The 18695-nt window shown below is 68.0% G+C and carries 17 protein-coding genes; 15 read left to right on the plus strand and 2 right to left on the minus strand.

Translation table 11 applies throughout. The features are described 5' to 3' along the window. Window positions 1–130: 130 nt before the first annotated feature. The 6 genes from QM732_RS10070 to ileS all read left to right on the plus strand — a co-directional run bounded on the left by QM732_RS10070 (window position 131) and on the right by ileS (window position 7703). Window positions 131–1330, plus strand: coding sequence for an acyl-CoA dehydrogenase family protein (locus QM732_RS10070; protein ID WP_415656025.1), 1200 nt, complete (start codon window positions 131–133; stop codon window positions 1328–1330). Window positions 1331–1346: 16 nt separating this feature from the next. Next, window positions 1347–2474: an acyl-CoA dehydrogenase family protein gene (locus QM732_RS10075; RefSeq protein WP_415656026.1), complete on the plus strand. Its 1128-nt coding sequence runs from the start codon at window positions 1347–1349 to the stop codon at window positions 2472–2474. A 16-nt stretch (window positions 2475–2490) separates the two neighbouring features. Further along, the gene (locus QM732_RS10080) at window positions 2491–3036 is read left to right on the plus strand and encodes a DUF3617 domain-containing protein (protein ID WP_415656027.1); all 546 of its coding nucleotides are present in this window, start codon (window positions 2491–2493) and stop codon (window positions 3034–3036) included. Then, entirely contained in the window at window positions 3033–3779 is a 747-nt protein-coding gene (locus QM732_RS10085) for a pseudouridine synthase (RefSeq protein WP_415656028.1), read from the plus strand. Before QM732_RS10080 ends, QM732_RS10085 begins: the two co-directional genes overlap by 4 nt. A gap of 11 nt (window positions 3780–3790) precedes the next feature. Then, window positions 3791–4807: a bifunctional riboflavin kinase/FAD synthetase gene (locus QM732_RS10090; protein ID WP_415656029.1), complete on the plus strand. Its 1017-nt coding sequence runs from the start codon at window positions 3791–3793 to the stop codon at window positions 4805–4807. 73 nt (window positions 4808–4880) lie between these two features. Beyond that, window positions 4881–7703 (plus strand): isoleucine--tRNA ligase, encoded by a 2823-nt coding sequence (gene ileS / locus QM732_RS10095; protein ID WP_415656030.1) that lies wholly within the window; start codon window positions 4881–4883, stop codon window positions 7701–7703. A gap of 6 nt (window positions 7704–7709) precedes the next feature. Here ileS and QM732_RS10100 read toward each other — a convergent pair whose 3' ends face one another. Continuing rightward, window positions 7710–8216: a DUF1269 domain-containing protein gene (locus QM732_RS10100; protein ID WP_415656031.1), complete on the minus strand. Its 507-nt coding sequence runs from the start codon at window positions 8214–8216 to the stop codon at window positions 7710–7712. Window positions 8217–8327: 111 nt separating this feature from the next. On the opposite strand from QM732_RS10100, the gene lspA reads away from it, so the two are divergent. The 4 genes from lspA (at window position 8328) to QM732_RS10120 (ending at window position 11779) form a co-directional block, all read left to right on the plus strand. Then, complete coding sequence (gene lspA, locus QM732_RS10105; protein ID WP_415656032.1) at window positions 8328–8816, plus strand: signal peptidase II; 489 nt, start codon at window positions 8328–8330, stop codon at window positions 8814–8816. Continuing rightward, a complete protein-coding gene (locus QM732_RS10110; protein ID WP_415656033.1) occupies window positions 8800–9621 on the plus strand; it encodes a DUF2189 domain-containing protein in 822 nt (273 codons plus the stop codon). The genes lspA and QM732_RS10110 overlap by 17 nt, the downstream gene beginning before the upstream one ends. Before the next feature lie 55 nt (window positions 9622–9676). Further along, window positions 9677–11152, plus strand: coding sequence for an ATP-binding protein (locus tag QM732_RS10115; RefSeq protein WP_415656034.1), 1476 nt, complete (start codon window positions 9677–9679; stop codon window positions 11150–11152). A 108-nt stretch (window positions 11153–11260) separates the two neighbouring features. Then, window positions 11261–11779 (plus strand): FxDxF family PEP-CTERM protein, encoded by a 519-nt coding sequence (locus tag QM732_RS10120; RefSeq protein WP_415656035.1) that lies wholly within the window; start codon window positions 11261–11263, stop codon window positions 11777–11779. Between the two features lie 600 nt (window positions 11780–12379). Here the strand turns inward: QM732_RS10120 and QM732_RS10125 are convergent. Then, window positions 12380–13366 carry a quinone oxidoreductase family protein gene (locus QM732_RS10125; RefSeq protein WP_415656036.1) on the minus strand — a complete coding sequence of 329 codons (987 nt, stop codon included), beginning with the start codon at window positions 13364–13366 and terminating at the stop codon, window positions 12380–12382. 63 nt (window positions 13367–13429) lie between these two features. Between QM732_RS10125 and QM732_RS10130 the strand changes: the two genes are divergently transcribed. From QM732_RS10130 to QM732_RS10150, 5 genes are all read left to right on the plus strand, one after another. Next, on the plus strand, window positions 13430–14332 hold the full coding sequence (locus tag QM732_RS10130; RefSeq protein ID WP_415656037.1) for a DMT family transporter: 903 nt from the start codon (window positions 13430–13432) through the stop codon (window positions 14330–14332). Continuing rightward, complete coding sequence (locus QM732_RS10135) at window positions 14332–14922, plus strand: pseudouridine synthase (protein WP_415656038.1); 591 nt, start codon at window positions 14332–14334, stop codon at window positions 14920–14922. The genes QM732_RS10130 and QM732_RS10135 overlap by 1 nt, the downstream gene beginning before the upstream one ends. Beyond that, window positions 14923–15627 carry an SDR family NAD(P)-dependent oxidoreductase gene (locus tag QM732_RS10140; RefSeq protein ID WP_415656039.1) on the plus strand — a complete coding sequence of 235 codons (705 nt, stop codon included), beginning with the start codon at window positions 14923–14925 and terminating at the stop codon, window positions 15625–15627. Window positions 15628–15686: 59 nt separating this feature from the next. Beyond that, window positions 15687–16568, plus strand: coding sequence for a Tim44 domain-containing protein (locus tag QM732_RS10145; RefSeq protein ID WP_415656040.1), 882 nt, complete (start codon window positions 15687–15689; stop codon window positions 16566–16568). 81 nt (window positions 16569–16649) lie between these two features. Beyond that, window positions 16650–18650, plus strand: coding sequence for a prolyl oligopeptidase family serine peptidase (locus QM732_RS10150; RefSeq protein ID WP_415656041.1), 2001 nt, complete (start codon window positions 16650–16652; stop codon window positions 18648–18650). The last annotated feature ends 45 nt before the right edge of the window (window positions 18651–18695 follow it).

Consider the following 18695-nt stretch of genomic DNA (forward strand, 5'->3'; position numbering starts at 1 on the left):
GAAAGGCACTCTTCGGAGTGCCTTTTTGCTTCAGGCCCCGAGCTCGCCGACCTGTCCCTGGCCGGACAGCCAGGATGCGAACGACCGTGCTAAAAAGCCCGGCATTCCCATCACGACAACACAGCGAGACATGGACCTCAACTTCACCGAGGCGGAACTGGCCTTCCGCGCCGAGGTACGCGACTGGGTGCGTGCCAACCTGCCATCCGACATTGCGCACAAGGTGCGCAATGCGCTGCGCCTGAACAAGGACGATCTGCAGCGCTGGGCGAAGATCCTGGGCGCCAAGGGCTGGCACGGCTGGGCCTGGCCCAAGCAGTTCGGCGGCCCGGGCTGGAACGCCGTGCAGCGCCATTTGTTCGAGGAGGAATGCGCCCTCGCCTGCGCGCCACGGATCGTGCCGTTCGGGCCGGTGATGGTGGCGCCAGTCATCATGGCCTTCGGCACACCGGAGCAGCAGCAGCGCTTCTTGCCGGGCATCATGAGCGGGGAGGTCTGGTGGAGTCAGGGCTACAGCGAACCCGGCTCGGGTTCCGACCTGGCCTCGCTGAAGTGCCGCGCCGAACGCCAGGGCGACAAGTACATCGTCAACGGCCAGAAGACCTGGACCACGCTGGGCCAGTACGGCGACTGGATCTTCTGCCTGGTGCGCACGTCATCCGAGGGCAAGCCGCAGACTGGCATCAGCTTCCTGCTGATCGACATGAAGTCGCCCGGTGTCAGCGTCAAGCCCATCATCATGCTGGACGGCGAGCACGAGGTGAACGAGGTCTGGTTCGACAACGTCGAAGTGCCGGCCGAGAACCTCATCGGCGAAGAGAACAAGGGCTGGACCTATGCCAAGCACCTGCTCTCCCACGAGCGCACCAACATCGCCGACGTGAATCGCGCAAAGCGCGAGCTGGAGCGGCTCAAGCGCATCGCCAGGGCCGAGGGCCTGATGGACGATGCCCGCTTCCGCGATCAAATCGCGCTGTGCGAGGTCGACGTCGTGGCGCTGGAGATGATGGTGCTGCGCGTGCTGTCCGGCGAGCGCACCGGCAAACAGCCGCTGGACGTGGCCGGCCTGCTCAAGATCCGCGGCAGCGAGCTGCAGCAGCGCTACACCGAGCTGATGATGCTCGCCGGCGGCCCGCTGGCCCTGCCTCATGTCCACGAGGCCATGGAGGCCGGCTGGCAAGGCGACCAGTGGCTGGGTGGTGCCTGGATCGGCGGGGCCGACCATGCCATCCCGCTGACCGGCAACTACCTGAACGTCCGCAAGACGACGATCTACGGCGGCTCGAACGAAGTGCAACGCAACATCGTCGCGCAAACCGTGCTCGGCTGACAGGGAGGCAAACAGAATGGATTTCGATTTCAGCGAAGACCAGCAAGCGCTGCGCGACGCCGTGCACCGCTTCATCGACAAGGACTACGGCTTCGAGCGCCGCACGCAGATCGAGCGTGCCGGTGGCTTCGACCGCAGCGCGTGGGAAGGCCTGGCCGGCCTGGGCCTGACCGCGCTGGCCGTGCCTGAGGCCCACGGCGGCCTCGGCTTTGGCGCCGTCGAGGCCATGGTGGTCATGGAAGAGCTTGGTCGCGGGCTCGTCCTCGAGCCGGTGGCCCAGGGCGCACTGATCGCCCCTGCGCTGCTGGGCAAGGCTCCCGACGATTTGCAGGCGGCCTGGCTGCCGCGCATTGCCGGCGGCGAGGCCCTGGTCGTGCTGGCCCATCAGGAACCCAGGTCGCGCTACCGACTGAACCGGGTGGTCACGCGCGTCGTCGACGGCAAGCTGACCGGCGTGAAGAGCCTGGTCCCGGCCGGCGACGTGGCCGATGCCTTCATCGTGCCGGCCCGTGCGTCCGGCGCCGACGACGCCCCCGATGGCATTGCCCTCTACCTCGTCGAGCGCTCGGCGGTCGGGGTGCATACGCGGCCCTACTCGCTCTACGACGGCTCACGCGCCGCCGAGGTCCACCTCGACAACACCCCCGCCCAGCTCATCGCCGGACCGGACCAGGGCCTGCCCCTTCTGGAGCTGGCGGCGGACATCGGCATCGCGGCCCAGGCCGCCGAGGCCGTCGGAGTCATGGAGAAGTACCTCGCGCTGACCGCCGAGTACCTGAACACTCGCAAGCAGTTCGGCGTGCCCATCGCCAGCTTCCAGGCCCTGCGGCACCGCACGGCCGACGTGAAGATGCAGCTCGAACTGGCCCGCTCGATGAGTTACTACGCCACGCTGCGATTGGGCGATGCGGCGGCCGTGCGGCGCCGCGCCGTATCGCAGGCCAAGGTACAGCTCGGCAGCGCCATGCGCTTCGTCGGCCAGCAGTGCACACAGTTGCACGGCGGCATCGGTGTCACCGACGAATACGCCGGCAGCCACTACTTCAAGCGGCTGACCGTCATGGAAATGCAATGGGGTGACACGATGCATCACCTCGGTGAAGTCAGCGCGCGGATGCAGGACACTGCAGGGGTGTTCGCCTGACCTTGGAGGTCACCCCATGAAGCTCGCCCCTGCCCTGGCGCTTGCCGGCCTTCTGGCCGGCGCCGCCCATGCCCAGACCATGAAACCCGGACTGTGGGAGTTCAAGCAAACGCCCCAGCTCGACCCGGCGCGCAAGGCGCAGATGGAGCAGGCGCAAAAAGCCATGGAAAACATGCCTGCCGAGCAGCGGCAGATGATGGAAAAGATGATGGCGCAGCGGGGTGTCAACGTCAGCATGTCCGGCGGCGCCATCACCATCAAGACCTGCATCACCAAGGAGCAGGCGGAACGCAACATGGCGCCCATGACCCACCACGGCAACTGCTCCCAGGACGTCAAGCGCAGCGGCAGCACCATCCAGACCCATTTTGTCTGCACCGACCCGGCCTCCGAGGGTGACGCCGTCGTCACGCTGCGCGGCAACGAGGGATTCACCAACGACGTCACCGTGCGCCACCAGCGCCAGGGCAAGACCGAGACCACCAAGGTCAGCGGCGAAGGCCGTTGGCTGGGCAGTGACTGCGGCACCGTTCAACCGATGAAAGACCAGGCCAAGCCTTGAAACAGCGGCTCTCGCAGATTCTCTTCAGCCAGGGCTTCGGAACGCGCAGGCTGTGTGCCGGGCTGGTCTGGAACGGCGAGGTCTCCATCGACGGCAATGTCGTCGACGACCCCGATGCCGAATTCGACACCCAGGGCCTGCGCTTCACCGTCGGCGGCCAGGAATGGCCCTGCTTCGACAAGGCACTCATCCTGCTGAACAAGCCAGCGGGCTACGAGTGCTCGCAAAAGCCCAAACACCATCCCAGCGTGATGAGCCTGCTGCCCGCGCCACTGCGCGAACGCGGCGTGCAGCCCATAGGCCGGCTGGACGAAGACACGACCGGCCTGCTGCTGTTGACCGACGACGGCGCTCTGATCCACCGGCTGACCTCGCCCAAGCACCATGTACCCAAGGTCTACGAGGCGCGTTGCAAGCACCCGTTGACGCCTGCCATGGCCGAGCAGTTGCTGGCCGGGGTCGAGCTCAAGGAGCCGGAAGACAAGCTGCGGCGCGAGCCGCAGGGCAAGTTCCAGCGCCCGCCCGAGATCAGCAAGGCCGAAGCCGCCGAGATCGCCGACGAGACACTGCTGCGCCTGACGCTGCTGGAGGGCAAGTACCACCAGGTCAAGCGCATGGTCGCGGCCGTCGGCAACCGCGTCGAGGCACTGCACCGACCGCAGTTCGGCGCGCTGAGCCTGCCGGCGGATCTCAAGCCGGGTGAATGGCGCTGGGTCGCGAGTCCTTCCGAAGTCTGGGCCTGACAATCTCGCCCATGCGAGTCTTCAGAGGTTTTCACCATCCCGGCATTGCGCCCGCCTGTGCGCTGACCATCGGCAACTTCGACGGTGTCCACCGGGGCCACCAGGCCATGCTGGCGCTGCTGCAATCCGAGGCCCGGCATCGCGGCCTGCCGACCTGCGTGCTGACCTTCGAGCCGCATCCGCGCGACTTTTTCGCCGCAAAGGCCGGCAAGCCCGAGCTGGCGCCGGCCCGCATCGCGACGCTGCGCGACAAGCTGGTCGAGCTGGAGCGCTGCGGCATCGATCAGGTCGTCATCCTCCCCTTCGATGAAAGGCTGGCTTCGCTGCCGGCGCAGGACTTCATCCGCGAGGTCCTCATCGAAGGGCTGGGCGTACGCTACGTGCTGGTCGGCGACGACTTCCGTTTCGGCGCCAAGCGCCAGGGCGACTACGCGACGCTGGACGCCGCCGGCCAGGCCCGCGGCTTCGACGTCGCCCGCATGATGAGCTACGAAGTGCATGGCCTGCGCGTCAGCAGCTCTGCCGTGCGCGAGGCGCTGGCCGCGGGCGACATGGTCGCGGCTGCGGCGCTGCTGGGCCGGCCCTACGCCATCTCGGGCCACGTCACGCATGGTCGCAAGCTCGGGCGCCAGCTCGGCGAGACGCACGCTGGCGCTGCCAACGGCTTCCGGACCCTGAACCTGCGCTTCACGCATGACAAGCCCGCCGCCGAAGGTATCTTCGCAGTGCTTGTCCACGGCCTGACACCCGAACCGCTGCCTGGCGTGGCCAGCCTGGGCCGACGCCCCACCGTGGAGGAGGCCGGCCGGGTCCTGCTCGAAGTCCACTGCCTGCAGTGGCCGCTGGATCCGGAAGGGGGCTACGGTAAAATCGCCCGCGTGGAACTGCTGCACAAACTCCGCGACGAAGCCCGCTACGACGGGCTGGACGCGCTGACGGCCGCGATTGCCGCCGATACCGAGGCAGCACGCGCCTTCCTGGCCACCCACGCCGCTCAGCGCCGCCAGACCACGCGCGACCGAATTTGAAGCGGCGCCCAGCCGCTCTCATTCGCCTTCCCCCCGCCTTCTGACCGCCAGGCCCGCCGCCTGGCCGCACGCCATGACCACCCCGGACTACCGTTCCACGCTCAACCTGCCCGAGACGCCCTTCCCCATGCGCGGCGACCTGCCCAAGCGCGAGCCGGGCTGGGTCAAGGCCTGGGAGGAGCAAGGCCTGTACAAGCGCCTGCGTGACGCGCGCTGCGGCGCTCCCAAGTTCGTGCTGCACGACGGCCCGCCCTACGCCAACGGCCAGATCCACATGGGTCACGCCGTCAACAAGATCCTGAAGGACATGATCGTCAAGGCCCGCCAGCTGGCGGGCTTCGACGCGGCCTACATCCCCGGCTGGGACTGCCACGGCCTGCCCATCGAGAACCAGATCGAGAAGACCTTCGGCCGCGGCCTGCCGCGCGACGAGGTGCAGGCCAAGAGCCGTGCCTACGCCGCCGAACAGATCGACCAGCAGCGCCTGGACTTCAAGCGCCTGGGCGTGCTGGGTGAGTGGGACCATCCCTACAAGACGATGGATTTCGTCAACGAGGCTGGCGAGATCCGCGTGCTCAAGCGCCTGTTCGAGCGCGGCTTCGTCTACCGCGGCCTGAAGCCGGTCTACTGGTGCTTCGACTGCGGCTCGTCCCTGGCCGAGTTCGAGATCGAGTACGCCGACAAGCAGAGCCCGGCCGTGGACGTTGCCTTCCTGAGCGCCGAGCCCGACAAGCTCGCCGCCGCCTTCGGCGTCGCCCCGCTCAACAAGGATGCCTTCACCGTCATCTGGACGACGACTCCCTGGACCATCCCGGCCAACCAGGCGCTCAACCTCAACCCCGAGCTGCCCTATGCACTGGTCGACACGCCCAAGGGCTTCTTTGTCGTCGCCGAGGCGCTGGTGGAGAAATGCCTCGCACGCTGGGAACTGCAAGGCAGCGTCGTGGCCGTCGTGCCGGGCCGCAAGCTCGAGCTGCTGAAGTTCAAGCACCCGCTGGCCCATGTGCACCCCGGCTATGACCGCGAGAGCCCGGTCTATCTCGCGGACTACGCCACTGCCGACGACGGCACCGGTGTCGTGCATTCCGCGCCCGCGTACGGCCTGGACGACTTCCAGTCCTGCATCGCCCATGGCCTGGCGTTCGACGACATCCTGAACCCCGTGCAGGGCAACGGCACCTATGCCGCCGACCTGCCGCTGTTTGGTGGCCAGCACATCTGGAAAGCCAATGCCGCCGTCGCGCAGGCGCTGCTGGACAACGGCAGGCTGATGGCTCAGTCCAAGCTCTTGCACAGCTACCCCCACTGCTGGCGCCACAAGTCGCCGGTCATCTATCGCGCCGCCGCCCAGTGGTTCGTGCGCATGGATGAGGGCGAGGGCCTGTTCACGACCGACAAGGCACCGGACACGCTGCGCAAGACGGCACTGGCCGCCATCGAGGCGACGAGCTTCTACCCCGAGAACGGCCGCGCCCGCCTGCACGACATGATCTCCGGCCGGCCCGACTGGTGCATCTCCCGCCAGCGCTCCTGGGGTGTCCCGCTGCCCGTGTTCCTGCACAAGGACACCGGCGAGGCCCACCCGAACACGCTGGAGTTCATCGAACGCGCAGCACAGATCGTCGAGCAAGGTGGCGTGGAAGCCTGGTCGCAACTCGACGCGCGCGACTGGCTGGGCGATGAAGCCGCCCAGTACACCAAGGGCAACGACATCCTGGACGTCTGGTTCGACTCCGGCTCCACCTTCCAGCACGTGCTCAAGGGCAGCCATGCCGGCGCGGCCCATGAGAGCGGCCCCGAGGCCGACCTCTACCTCGAAGGCCATGACCAGCACCGCGGCTGGTTCCACAGCTCGCTGCTGCTGAGCTGTGCGTTGCAGGGCCGCGCCCCGTACCGTGGCCTGCTGACCCATGGCTTCACCGTGGACAGCCAGGGCCGCAAGATGAGCAAGTCGCTTGGCAACGGCATCCAGCCGCAGGAAGTCAGCCAGAAGCTTGGCGCCGAGATCATCCGGCTGTGGGTCGCGGCGTCCGACTATTCGGGCGACATCGCCGGGGACGACAAGATCCTGGCCCGCGTCGTCGACGGCTACCGCCGCATCCGCAACACGCTGCGCTTCCTGCTCGCGAACACGAGCGATTTCGATCCGGCAAGCGACGCCGTCCCGGTGGAGCAGCTGCTGGAAGTGGACCGCTACGCGCTGGCCCGTGCCGCCGAGCTGCAGGCCGACATCCTGGCCCACTTCGAGCGCTACGAATTCCACCCCGTCGTCGCCAAGCTGCAGGTCTACTGCTCGGAAGACCTGGGCGCGTTCTACCTGGACGTGCTGAAGGACCGCCTCTACACGACGGCCCCGAAGTCACTCGCGCGCCGCTCGGCGCAGACCGCGCTGTGGCAGATCACGCACGCCATGCTGCGCTGGATGGCCCCCTTCCTGAGCTTCACTGCCGAGGAGGCCTGGCAGGTGTTCAACAAGGGCGAGAGCATCTTCGTCGAGACCTACTGGGACTTCGGCAGCACCGACGCCAGCCTGCTGGCCAAGTGGCAGCGCATCCACGACATCCGCGACGAGGTCAACAAGGCCATTGAGGCCGTGCGCGTGACCGGCGCCGTCGGCGCCTCGCTGCAGGCCGAGCTGACGCTGCAGGTCGACGAACAGGACGAGGCCTTGCTGCGAAGCCTGGGCGACGACCTGCGCTTCGTCTTCATCACCTCGGCCGTGAAGCTGGTGTCCGCCGCGCAGTTCGGCGTCGTCGTCACGCCCAGCCCGCACGCCAAGTGCGAGCGCTGCTGGCACTACCGTGCCGATGTCGGTCAGATCGCCGCCCACCCGACGCTGTGCGGGCGCTGCGACAGCAACCTGCACGGCGCGGGAGAGACCCGCACCATCGCCTGAGCCAGCTCAGGGGAAGGCCGGGACGTTGGGCTCCCGGCCCTCGAAATGCGCCTCGGGATGGGTGCGTTCGAGCAGACGCTCGATCTCGCCCACCCGGGTGCGTGGCACGTCAACGATGAGCAGGTATTGCCCGTCGATGAGGGCCTGTTCGAAGCGTTTCAGACGCCGGCTCGGCGTCGAGCTGCCGATCATGCTGGACGACCAGGTTCCGAGCATGGCCCCCACCGCCGCCACCCCGATGACCAGGGCCGCCGGCGAGGCTGGGTCGAAGGCGAAGGCCGCCGCCACGCCGCCTGCGGCGCCCAGGCCGGAGCCGATCAGCGCCCCATACTGGGCAGCCTCGACAAGGTCGGACGTCTGCAGCACATTGGCCGCGTGCAGGCCGTCCATGGGCGCACCCTCGGTCGCCACGAAATGGATGTGATGCTCGGTGATGCGGGCGAGCAGCAGCTCGTCCATCGTCCGCCGCGCGCTGCCCAGGTCGGGCAGCAGCCAGTAGATGCGCTTTCGCATGGCGTCCTCCAGTAGGAAGGCAGAGTCCTGCTTCTACGCCGCTTCACCTGCGCCTACAAGCCCAAGCCCGGTGGCAAGTTACATTGACGCCCCTCGCCTCGCGCCCAGACCATGCCTTCTCGCTCTTCCTCATACAGCCTCACCGCCTGGCTGCTGATCGCCGCCGTCATCATCCTGGCCGACCAGTTCACCAAGATACTGATCCTCGGCGCCTTCCAGCTGGGCGATGTCCATCCAGTCACCGGTTTCTTCAACCTGGTGCGCGCACACAACTACGGAGCTGCCTTCAGCTTCCTGCATGGGGCCTCGGGCTGGCAGCGCTGGTTCTTCCTGGGCCTGGGGGTCGTCGCGGCCGGCTTCATCATCTGGATGCTGCGCCGCCATGGCCACCAGAAGATGTTCGCCTGGGCGCTCACGCTGATCCTCGGCGGCGCCCTGGGCAACGTCATCGACCGCGCCATCCACGGCTACGTCGTCGACTTCATCCAGGTTCATGCCCGCGGCTGGTATTTCCCCGCTTTCAACGTCGCAGACAGTGCGATCACCATCGGCGCCATCCTGTTGATCCTGGATGAACTGCGCCGTGTCCGACGCACCTGAACCTCCCTCCCCCCAGTACACGCCCTACGTTCCCGAGCCCGCCGTCGAGCTCGGCCCGTCGCTGCAGCGCCTGCCCCTGTCGGCGCCGCTGCGCTGGCTGAGGCTGGGCTGGGCAGACCTGCGGCGCGCCCCCGGCATCGCCGCCTTCTTCGGGGCCTGCTTCGCGCTGATGGGCCTGACGGTGCTGGCGGTGTTCCGCCACGCCCCGATCTACACGCTGGCCTTGTGCGCCGGCTTCCTGCTGCTCGGACCGCTGCTGTGCCTGGGCCTCTACCAGGTCAGCCTGCGCCTGGAGCGCAGCGAGAAGCCCAGCATCGAGGATGCACTCGGTGCCTGGATGGCCAACGTCCGCCAGATCGCGATCTTCGGCTTCGTGCTGCTCATCCTGGAGATGCTGTGGGGCCGGGCAGCCCTGGTCGTGTTCGCCGTCAGCTTCGACGGCATGCCGGATTTCGCCGGCTCGCTGCGGCAGTTGCTCAACCCCGACAACCTGGGCTTCATCGCCGCCTACCTGGGCGTCGGTGCCGTCTTTGCTGGCCTGATCTTCGCCGTCAGCGTCATCGCCATGCCGCTGCTGCTGGACCGCGACACCGACGCCGTCACGGCCGGCCTCGCCAGCCTCAAGCTCTGCCTGACCCAGCCGCTGGTCATGCTGTTCTGGGGCCTGATCGTGACGACGTTGATCGTGGGGGCCATGTTGCCGTACTTCGCCGGCCTCGTCGTCGTCGGCCCCTGGCTGGGCCACGCCAGTTGGCATGCCTACCGCGCCGCCCTCGGCCCTCCCGACGCCGGACAAGCGCAGTAGTTCACGCAGTCCCGCGTGACATGCGGTGACAATCGCGCGCCGCTTGCCGCCCTCCATGCTCCTCGACTTCGCCAGCCTGAGCCACTATGACTGGCTCGATGTCCCCCTGTGGGTGTTCGATCCCGAGCACCGGCGCAACCTCTGGGCGAATGCCGCGGCCCTGCGTTTCTGGCATGCCGACAGTGCGGAGGAATTCCTCTCGCGCGACTTCACCGAGCATGGCGACACCGTCCAGGAGCGCCTGGCCGTCACGGCAGCCGACCATGCCCAGGGCAAGATCGTCCGCGAGCAGTGGACCCTCTACCCGAAGGGCGAGCCGACCACCGTCATGCTGGTCTCGCGCGGCATGCGCACGCCCGACCGTCGCCAGGTCATGCTGTTCGCAGCCGATTCCCTGGGCGGCGGCGCGGACCTGTCCATGCTGCGCGGCGTCGAGGCCCTGCAGCACACCTCGGTGCGCATTGCCGTGTTCGGCCTGCTCGGCCCGGATGCCGGCGAACTGCTGATGCGCAACCCGGCCGCGGCGCTCACCTTCGGCGACACAGCCCCGCCCGCGGGCGGCACCGAGTTCGCCCGCCTCTTCGCCCACGCCCACGACGCCGCCAGCATCCTCAGCCGCGTGCAGCGCGGCGAGACCTGCCGCCAAGATGCCGAGCTCCAGACCCTGGCCGGCCCATGCTGGCATGCCCTGGACGCCCGCCCCATGCGAGACCCCGTCACCGGCGACACCGTCATGCTCCTGAACGCGCGTGACATCGCCGACCTCAAGGCCAGCCAGGCCGCCCTGGTCGCCGCGCGCGAGGCGGCCGAGACGGCCAGCCAGGCCAAGAGCTCGTTCCTGGCCAACATGAGCCATGAGATCCGCACCCCGATGAACGGTGTGCTGGGCCTGACCGAGCTGGTGTTGCAGACCGAACTCGACGAGCGCCAGCGCCGCTTCATCGGCATGGCCCACCAGTCCGCCAAGGGCCTGATGACCATCATCAATGACCTGCTGGACGTGGCCAAGATCGAGGCCGGCCGCATCGTCATCGAGGAAACTCCTTTCAGCCTGCAAGACTGCCTGGGCGAAGCGCTGCAGCCGCTGCTGCTGCAGGCACACGAGAAGCGCATACAGCTGCACACCCACGTGCAACCCGGCGTGCCGTCCTGGCTGGTCGGCGACGCGCTGCGCCTGCGACAGGTCCTCATCAACCTGATCGGCAATGCACTGAAGTTCACCGAGCACGGCGATGTGCGCATCGAGATCGCGCTGGCCGAGCCGCGTGAAGGCGACCCGCCGACGCGCCTGCGCCTGAACGGCTGCGTCACGGACACCGGCATCGGCATGACGCGGGATCAGATCAGCCAGATCTTCGATCCATTCACGCAGGCCGACGGCAGCATCACGCGGCGCTACGGCGGCACGGGCCTGGGCCTGACCATCGTGCAGCGCCTGGTGGCCCTGATGGGCGGCAGCGTGGGGGTCAAGAGCGAGCCCGGCGTCGGCTCGGCGTTCAGTTTCGAGGTCGCGCTGCGCCGCATCATCTGAGCTCCACCGGACGCCGGCGGCGTGCTTGGTGCTGGCTAGCCGTTTTCGTGCATTTGTCACCGTAGGGATGACATACTCGGCAACAACTCCACACAACCGGGTCCACACATGCTGCTCAAGTCCGCCCTGATCTCCGCCGGTCTGCTGCTCGCCAGCACGCTCGCCTCGGCCGCCACGCCGATCACGCTGATCAGCAATGGCCCCAACCAGTGGTCCGGCAGCTTCTCGGCCGCCAGCAGTGGCACCAACACCTTCACGCTGGATCTCAGCAGCCTGTCGGGTTGGACCAGCATCGATCTCAATGCCGTCATCACCGCCAACTTCGCGGGCGGCAGCGGCTTCGACGTCACCGGCGTCACCTTTGACGGCAATCCCTTCACGCCCGACGTCAACCTGAGCCTGCCGGGCGGCATCGGCGTCGATGCCTGGACCTACACGGCCAGCAGCCTGACACCCACCCTGCACACGCTGGTCGTCACCGGCAACCTGATCGGTGGTTCGGTCGGCTTCACCGGCTCGCTCAACATCCAGGCTCAGCCGGTGCCCGAGCCGGAAAGCTACGCGCTGATGCTGGCCGGCCTCATCGCCATCGGCGCCATCGCGCGCCGCCGCGGCCGCGCGCACTGAGCAACACGGCGTTCCCGTTCGCTCAAGATGCTCTTGATGAGCGCCTTCTGTTGATCGCTGAGGGAGGCAAGGCATTCGTCTCCCGCGGTCGTCAAAGCGGAGGTACTCCCGGCGTTCGCAACGTCCGGCCCCAGGCGCAGGCCCAGCCGTTTCTGCTGGTTCGCAGGTTGCGTGAAGTCCAGGCGGATGTAGCTGCTCCCCCCGAAGCTGCCGCAGCTGCGTGAGTTGCGTGGCGTTCCCGGGCCGCCATCCCACGTCAAGCGGGGGTTTGACCAACGTCATTCCCCGCTGAGGCATGCTCACTGGCTCCTGGCCTGGCTGGGGATTTGCCGTTCCGATGCTGATCATCACGATGTCGACCGCCTGTCCCCACAGGGCCCTGGCCCTCTGAAGTGCAGTCAGAAGTGCGATCGGGTCTGGCGCATTCGCCGCCGGGCCGCCATCGACGAAGACGTGGCCGACGCGGCGATGGGCCGCGGTAGGGTCCCCAACGTTGCATGCAGCGCTGGAGCTTCGCGAGATCAAGCCACAAGAAACTTAAGTGGCTGATCCAAAAACTGCTTCACCACCCCTTGCGCATCGGCTGGATAGTGCCTGTTCTCAGGGCAATAGCACTGCGCTGCCGACAAGCCGGCGTGCCTCCAGGTCGCGGTGCGCCTCGGCCACGTCGGCCAGCGCGTATCGCTTGTCGATGCGGATGCCGACCTGGCCGCTGGCCACCATCTCGAACAGATCGTCTCCCATGGCCTGGGTAGCCTCGTGCGTCGCGATGTGCGTGAAGAGCGTAGGTCGCGTCACGTAGACCGAGCCCTTGGCCGCCAGCGTGCCCACGCTGAAGGGCGGCACCGGCCCCGAGGCCGCGCCGAAGCTGGCCAGCAGGCCAAACGGCGCCAGACTGTTCAGCGATCCTTCCCAGGTGTCGGCGCCAACGGAGTCGTAGACCACCTTGACGCCCCGCCCGCCGGTGATGTCGCGCACCCGGGCCGCGAAGTCCTCGCCACGGTAGTTGATCGCATGCGTCGCGCCGTTCTCCAGCACGAGCTGGCACTTCTCGGCACTGCCCGCAGTGCCGATCAACTGCAGGCCCAGCGCACGCGCCCATTGGCAGGCAATCAGGCCCACCCCGCCAGCCGCAGCATGGAAGAGCACGAAGTCGCCCGCCTGCAGCCCGCCCTGGGGCAGCGTCTTGCGCAGCAGGTACTGGACCGTCAGCCCCTTGAGCATCATGGCGGCACCGGTCTCGAAAGAGATCTCGTCGGGCAGCTTGAGCACGCACTTGGCCGGCATCACGCGCGCAGTCGCATAGGCGCCTGGCGGCTGGCTGGCATAGGCCGCACGGTCGCCCGGCTTCAGATGGTTGACGCCCTCGCCCACCGCCTCCACGACGCCTGCGCCCTCCATGCCCAGCCGCGCCGGCAGGGGTAACGGGTAGCTGCCATTGCGATGGTAGACGTCGATGTAGTTGAGCCCGCAAGCCTCATGGCGGATGCGGATCTCCCCCGGTCCGGGCGCGCCCACGTCCACATCCACCAGCTTCAGTTGCTCCGGCCCACCCGGGGCGTCGATCACGACGGCCTTTTCCTTCATCACAGCACTCCTCGTTGCGTTGTCGGCTATCGTGCCAGCCCTTTGCCCCGCGCGCGCCGCCCGATGACGCTGACCCCACGCCTTGCTCTGTTGTTGACGCTGCCGCCGCTGCTGTGGGCAGGCAATGCGGTCGTCGGCCGGCTGGTGCGCAACGACATTCCACCGATGGCGCTGAACGGGCTGCGCTGGCTGCTGGCCTTCACGCTGCTGGCGCCGCTGGCGCGCCGGCTGCTTGCCCGTCCCGGCGAGGCGCTGCGGCGCTGGCGCGGCCTGGCCTGGCTGGGCTTGCTCGGCATGGGTTGCTACAACGCGCTGCAGTACCTCGCCCTGCACACCTCGTCGCCCCTGAACGTCACGCTGATCACGGCCAGCATGCCGGTCTGGATGCTGGGCGTCGGCGCCGTGTTCTACGGTGTCAGGCCACGGCGGCGCCAACTGGCCGGCGCAGCGCTGTCACTGGCCGGCGTGGCGGTCGTCATCGCGCGCGGCGACCCCGCGGCACTGCTGTCCGTGCATTTCGTGCCCGGCGACCTGCTGATGCTGGTGGCCATCTTCACCTGGGCCGTCTACTCCTGGATGCTCGCGCGGCCAGCTACCGGGTTGCGGCCCGGCGAGCGGCCGGAATGGAACTGGGCCGAGGCGCTGATGGCTCAGCTGATGTTCGGCGTCGTCTTCTCGGGCCTGGCTGCCGGCGCGGAGCAGCTCATCGCGCCGGCCTCCATCCACTGGAGCCCCACCCTCGTCGCCGTGCTGGTGTACGTTGCCGTCGGCCCATCGCTGATCGCCTACCGCTGCTGGGGCCTGGGTGTCGCAGAGGCCGGGCCTGCGCTGGCCGGCTTCTTCGTCAACCTGACGCCGGTGTTCGCCGCCGTCATCTCGGCGGCCCTGCTGGGCGTCGCGCCCGCCTGGTACCACGGCCTGGCCTTCGCGCTGATCGCCGCCGGCATCGTCGTCTCGTCGCGCTGATGCGGGTGCTGCACGCCGATGACCGGATGGTCGTCATCGCCAAGCCCGCCGGCCTGCTCAGCGTGCCGGGGCGTACAGAGCCCGACTGCGCCAGCGCCCGGGTACAGCAGCTCTACCCCGATGCGCTGATCGTGCATCGCCTGGACCAGCCCACGTCGGGCCTGCTGCTGTTCGCGCGCGGCATTGCAGCCCAGCGCGAGCTCAGCGCTGACTTCGCCGAGCGCCGTGTCGGCAAGACCTACGTCGCCATCGTGGCCGGCCGTCTTGAAGGCGAAGGTGTCGTCGACCTGCCGCTGGCGGCCGACTGGCCCAACCGGCCGCGCCAGCAGGTCGACCATGCACGAGGCAAGCCCTCGCAGACGCGCTGGCGCACGCTTGCGCATGAAGGCGAGCAGACCCGCGTCGCACTCGAGCCGCTGACCGGCCGCAGCCACCAGTTGCGCGTGCATATGGCCCAGCTGGGGCACGCCATCCTCGGGGATGCGCTCTACGCCGCCCCCGACATCGCGGCCGCCAGCCCGCGCCTGCTGCTGCACGCCAGCGAACTGCGCATCGCCGGCCACCACTTCACCTGTCCACCGGAGTTCTGAATGCACCTCTACATCGTCACCGGCAGCTCCCGCGGCCTGGGTGCCGCCCTTGCCGGGCAGCTCGCGCAGCCCGATCACACCGTCATTGGCATCGCCCGCAAGCTCAATCCGTCCCTGCAGGCCGAGCAATGGCCCGTGGACCTGGCCGACCCGCTGCCCGCTGCCGAGCGCCTGCAGGCCTGGCTGCGCGTCCATACTGGTTGGCAAAGCGCCACGCTGATCAACAACGCCGCCCTGCTCAGTGAACCCGGCCCGCTGGCCGGCTCCGACCTCGCCGGATTGTCCGCGGCGCTGCGCGTCGGCCTGGAGGCGCCAGCGTTGCTGAGCCGCGTCTTCCTGGCCGAGACGAGCAACGTTCCCGAGCGTCGCATCCTCAACATCTCCTCCGGCCTGGGCCGGCGCGCGATGGCGGGCAGCGCGTCCTACTGCGCGGTGAAGGCCGGACTGGACCACCTCAGCCGCGCCCTGGCTCTGGAAGAGCCCGACGTCGGCATCGTGTCGCTGGCGCCGGGCGTCATCGACACCGACATGCAGGTGCAGCTGCGGGGTGCCGATCCGGAACGTTTTCCCGAGCAGACCCGCTTCCAGGGCCTGAAGGACGGCGGCCAGTTGCAGACGGCCGAAGCCACGGCGAGCGCCATTGTTCGGTTTCTGTTGCGACCAGACTTCGGAAAAACCATAGTCGCCGACATCCGAGAAGCTTGAAAATCATGTGGTGAGCCACTATCTCTGGCTCGTTCCCTTACTTTTTCCGGAGACTCCGCTTGAACCGCATCCTTGCCGTGAGCCTGGCCGCCCTGCTGGCCTTCGCCCTGCCCGCCCACGACGCCGAGGCCAAGCGCCTGGGCAGTGGTGGCATCAAGCGCAGCACGCCCGCGCAGACCACCCCGCACACTCCCCCCGCACAGCAGCCTGCCGCGCCCCAGCAGGCCGCACCGGGCAAGCAAGCCGCAGCGGCACCCGCTGCTGCCGCCGCACCCAAGCGCTCGTGGATGGGTCCGCTCGCCGGCCTGGCCGCCGGCCTGGGCCTGGCCGCGCTGGCCAGCCACCTTGGCTTCGGCGAGGGCCTGGCCAACATGATGACCATGGTTCTGCTGGGCCTGGTGGCATTCATGGCCATCCGCTTCCTGATGCGCCGCTTCGCAGCGCCGAAGTCGCCGCAGCTGGCGGGTGCCAACGGCATGAACTTCGACGCCCAGCCGCAGCCGGCCCAGCCAGCCTGGCAGCCGCAGCCCGCGTCCTCCGCCGCGCCCGTGGCGGCAACTGCTGCGGCGGGTGCCGCACCGGCTGACTTCGACGCCGCAGGCTTCGAGAAGATCGCCAAGCAGGTGTTCATCCGCCTGCAGGCGGCCAATGATGCCGGCGACCAGGCCGACCTGCGCCGCTTCACGACGCCACAGATGTACGCCAGCATCCAGCAGGAACTGCTGGAGCGCGGTACTCAGGCGCAGCGCACCGAAGTGCTGCAGTTGGACGCCAGCGTCGTGGACGTTGCAACCGAGGATGGCCAGCAGATCGTCTCCGTGCGTTTCTGGGGCCTCGTGCGCGAAGCCAGCGATCAGGCCGCCAGTGACTTCGACGAGATCTGGCATCTGGTCAAGTCCGGCGAAGGCTGGCTGATCGCCGGCATCCAGCAGACCGCATGAGGGAAGTCACAGCGGGTTAGACCCGAGTTCAACCCGGTCGAGAATGGGCGCTTTGAGCGCCCATTTCCTTTTGAGGCCCCTATGAATCGTCTCCGCTCCTCCCTCTGCGCGCTCGGCACCGCATTGCTGGCTGCCTGCGCGTCGCCGACAGCGCCAACCGCGGTCGTCGCGCCGAATGCCAACCTGCTCGTCCAGGGCATCCCTGCCGTGCCGCAGAGCCTGGCCGATGCCATCGGCCGCTACAACGACTTCCGCGGCCACACCTTCGCCGACTGGCACCCGACCCAGCGCGAGATGCTGGTCAGCCATCGCAAGGCTGGCGCCAACACTGCCCAGATCTTCCGCGTGACGACGCCGTTGACCGACGGCGTACAGCTGACCGACGGCGCCGACCCGGTCACGCGCGCCAGCTACGAGCCGCGCCACGGCCAGTACATCGTCTTCGAGCGTGCGGCCGGCGGCAACGAGGTGGGCCAGATCTACCGCCTGGCACTGGACCAGCCCGGCGCCCAGCCCGTGCTGCTGACCAGCCCGGACGAGCGCCACTCCATCAACACCTGGCTGCGCAAGAGCGGTCAACTCATCTACTCGTCCGTGCCCATCGACCGCACGGCACAGGGCGGTACGCGCAGCAAGATCGCGACGACGCTCTGGCTGATGGACCCCGCCAAGCCGGAGGGCCGTCGCAAGCTCGCCGAGCTGGACGGTGGCGGCTGGGCTGCCGGCCGGCCCTCGCCCGACGAGCGCCTCGTGTCTCTGACACGCTACCTGTCGGCGAATGAATCGCAGATCTGGATGCTGGACCTTGCCAGCGGTATCGCCAAGCAGGTCGCCCCGGCCCCTGGCAGCCAGGAGGCCAAGGCCACGCACTCGCCAGCCGGCTGGTCGCCCGATGGTCGCTGGCTGTGGATCGCCAGCGACCGTGCAGGCGAGTTCCGCGAGCTGATGAAGCTGGACCTGGCCAGCGGCCGCATCGAGCGCGTCAGCAGCCATATCCCCTGGGACGTCAGCGGCGTCACGCTGACCGAGGACGGTGCCAAGCTGGCCGCGCAGTTCAACGTCGACGGTCGCGACGAACTGCATTTCTTCGATACGGCGACGGCCAAGGAGCTGCCCGCCCCGACGGCCCTGCCCAACGGCAACGTCGGTGCGGCTTCCTATCACCGCGGCCGCGGCGAGCTGGCCTTCTCGATCAGCAACGCCCAGGGTCCCAGCCAGATCTATTCGCTGGATGCGGACGGCAAGGTCCAGCAGTGGACGCGCGCTGCCGCCGCCGCCGGCATGGACACCGCGGGCTTCAGCGAGCAGAAGATCGTGCGCTGGAAGAGCTTTGACGGCACGACCATCTCCGGCATGCTGACGGCGCCGCCCAAGAAGTTCAGCGGCAAGCGCCCGGTGCTGATCTCCATCCACGGCGGCCCCGAGTCCCAGGCCAGCTTCGGCTTCCTGGGTCGCACGGCCTACTTCGTGCAGGAGCTTGGCATGGCACTGATCCAGCCCAACGTGCGTGGCTCCAGCGGCTATGGCAAGAGCTTCCTGGCCATGGACAACGGCTTCAAGCGCGAGGACTCCGTCAAGGACATCGGTGCCCTGCTCGACTGGATCGCCACCCAGCCCGACCTCGACGCCTCACGCGTGCTGGTCATGGGCGGCAGCTATGGCGGCTACATGACGCTGGCCGTGTCGACGCACTATGCGGACCGCATCGCAGGCTCCATCGACGTCGTCGGCATCTCGCACTTCGTGACCTTCCTGAACAACACCGAGAGCTACCGCCGCGACCTGCGCCGCGTGGAGTACGGCGACGAGCGTGATCCGGCGATGCGGGCGCACCTCGAGAAGATCTCGCCGCTGACCAACGCGGCAAAGATCAAGAAGCCGCTGTTCGTCATCCAGGGCAAGAACGACCCGCGCGTGCCCTACACCGAGGCCGAGCAGATCGTCGCTACGGTGCGCCAAGGCGGCACGCCGGTCTGGTATCTACGCGCCGAGAACGAGGGACATGGCTTCCAGAAGAAGGACAACCAGGACTACCAGTTCTACGCAACGGTGCTGTTCATGCAGCAGACGGTGCTGAAGTAATCCGCCCTGCAGCTGCGACACCGGCCGGGCACCCGCAAGGGTGCC

Source organism: Roseateles sp. (assembly GCF_047654805.1).
Lineage (GTDB): Bacteria > Pseudomonadota > Gammaproteobacteria > Burkholderiales > Burkholderiaceae_C > Pelomonas.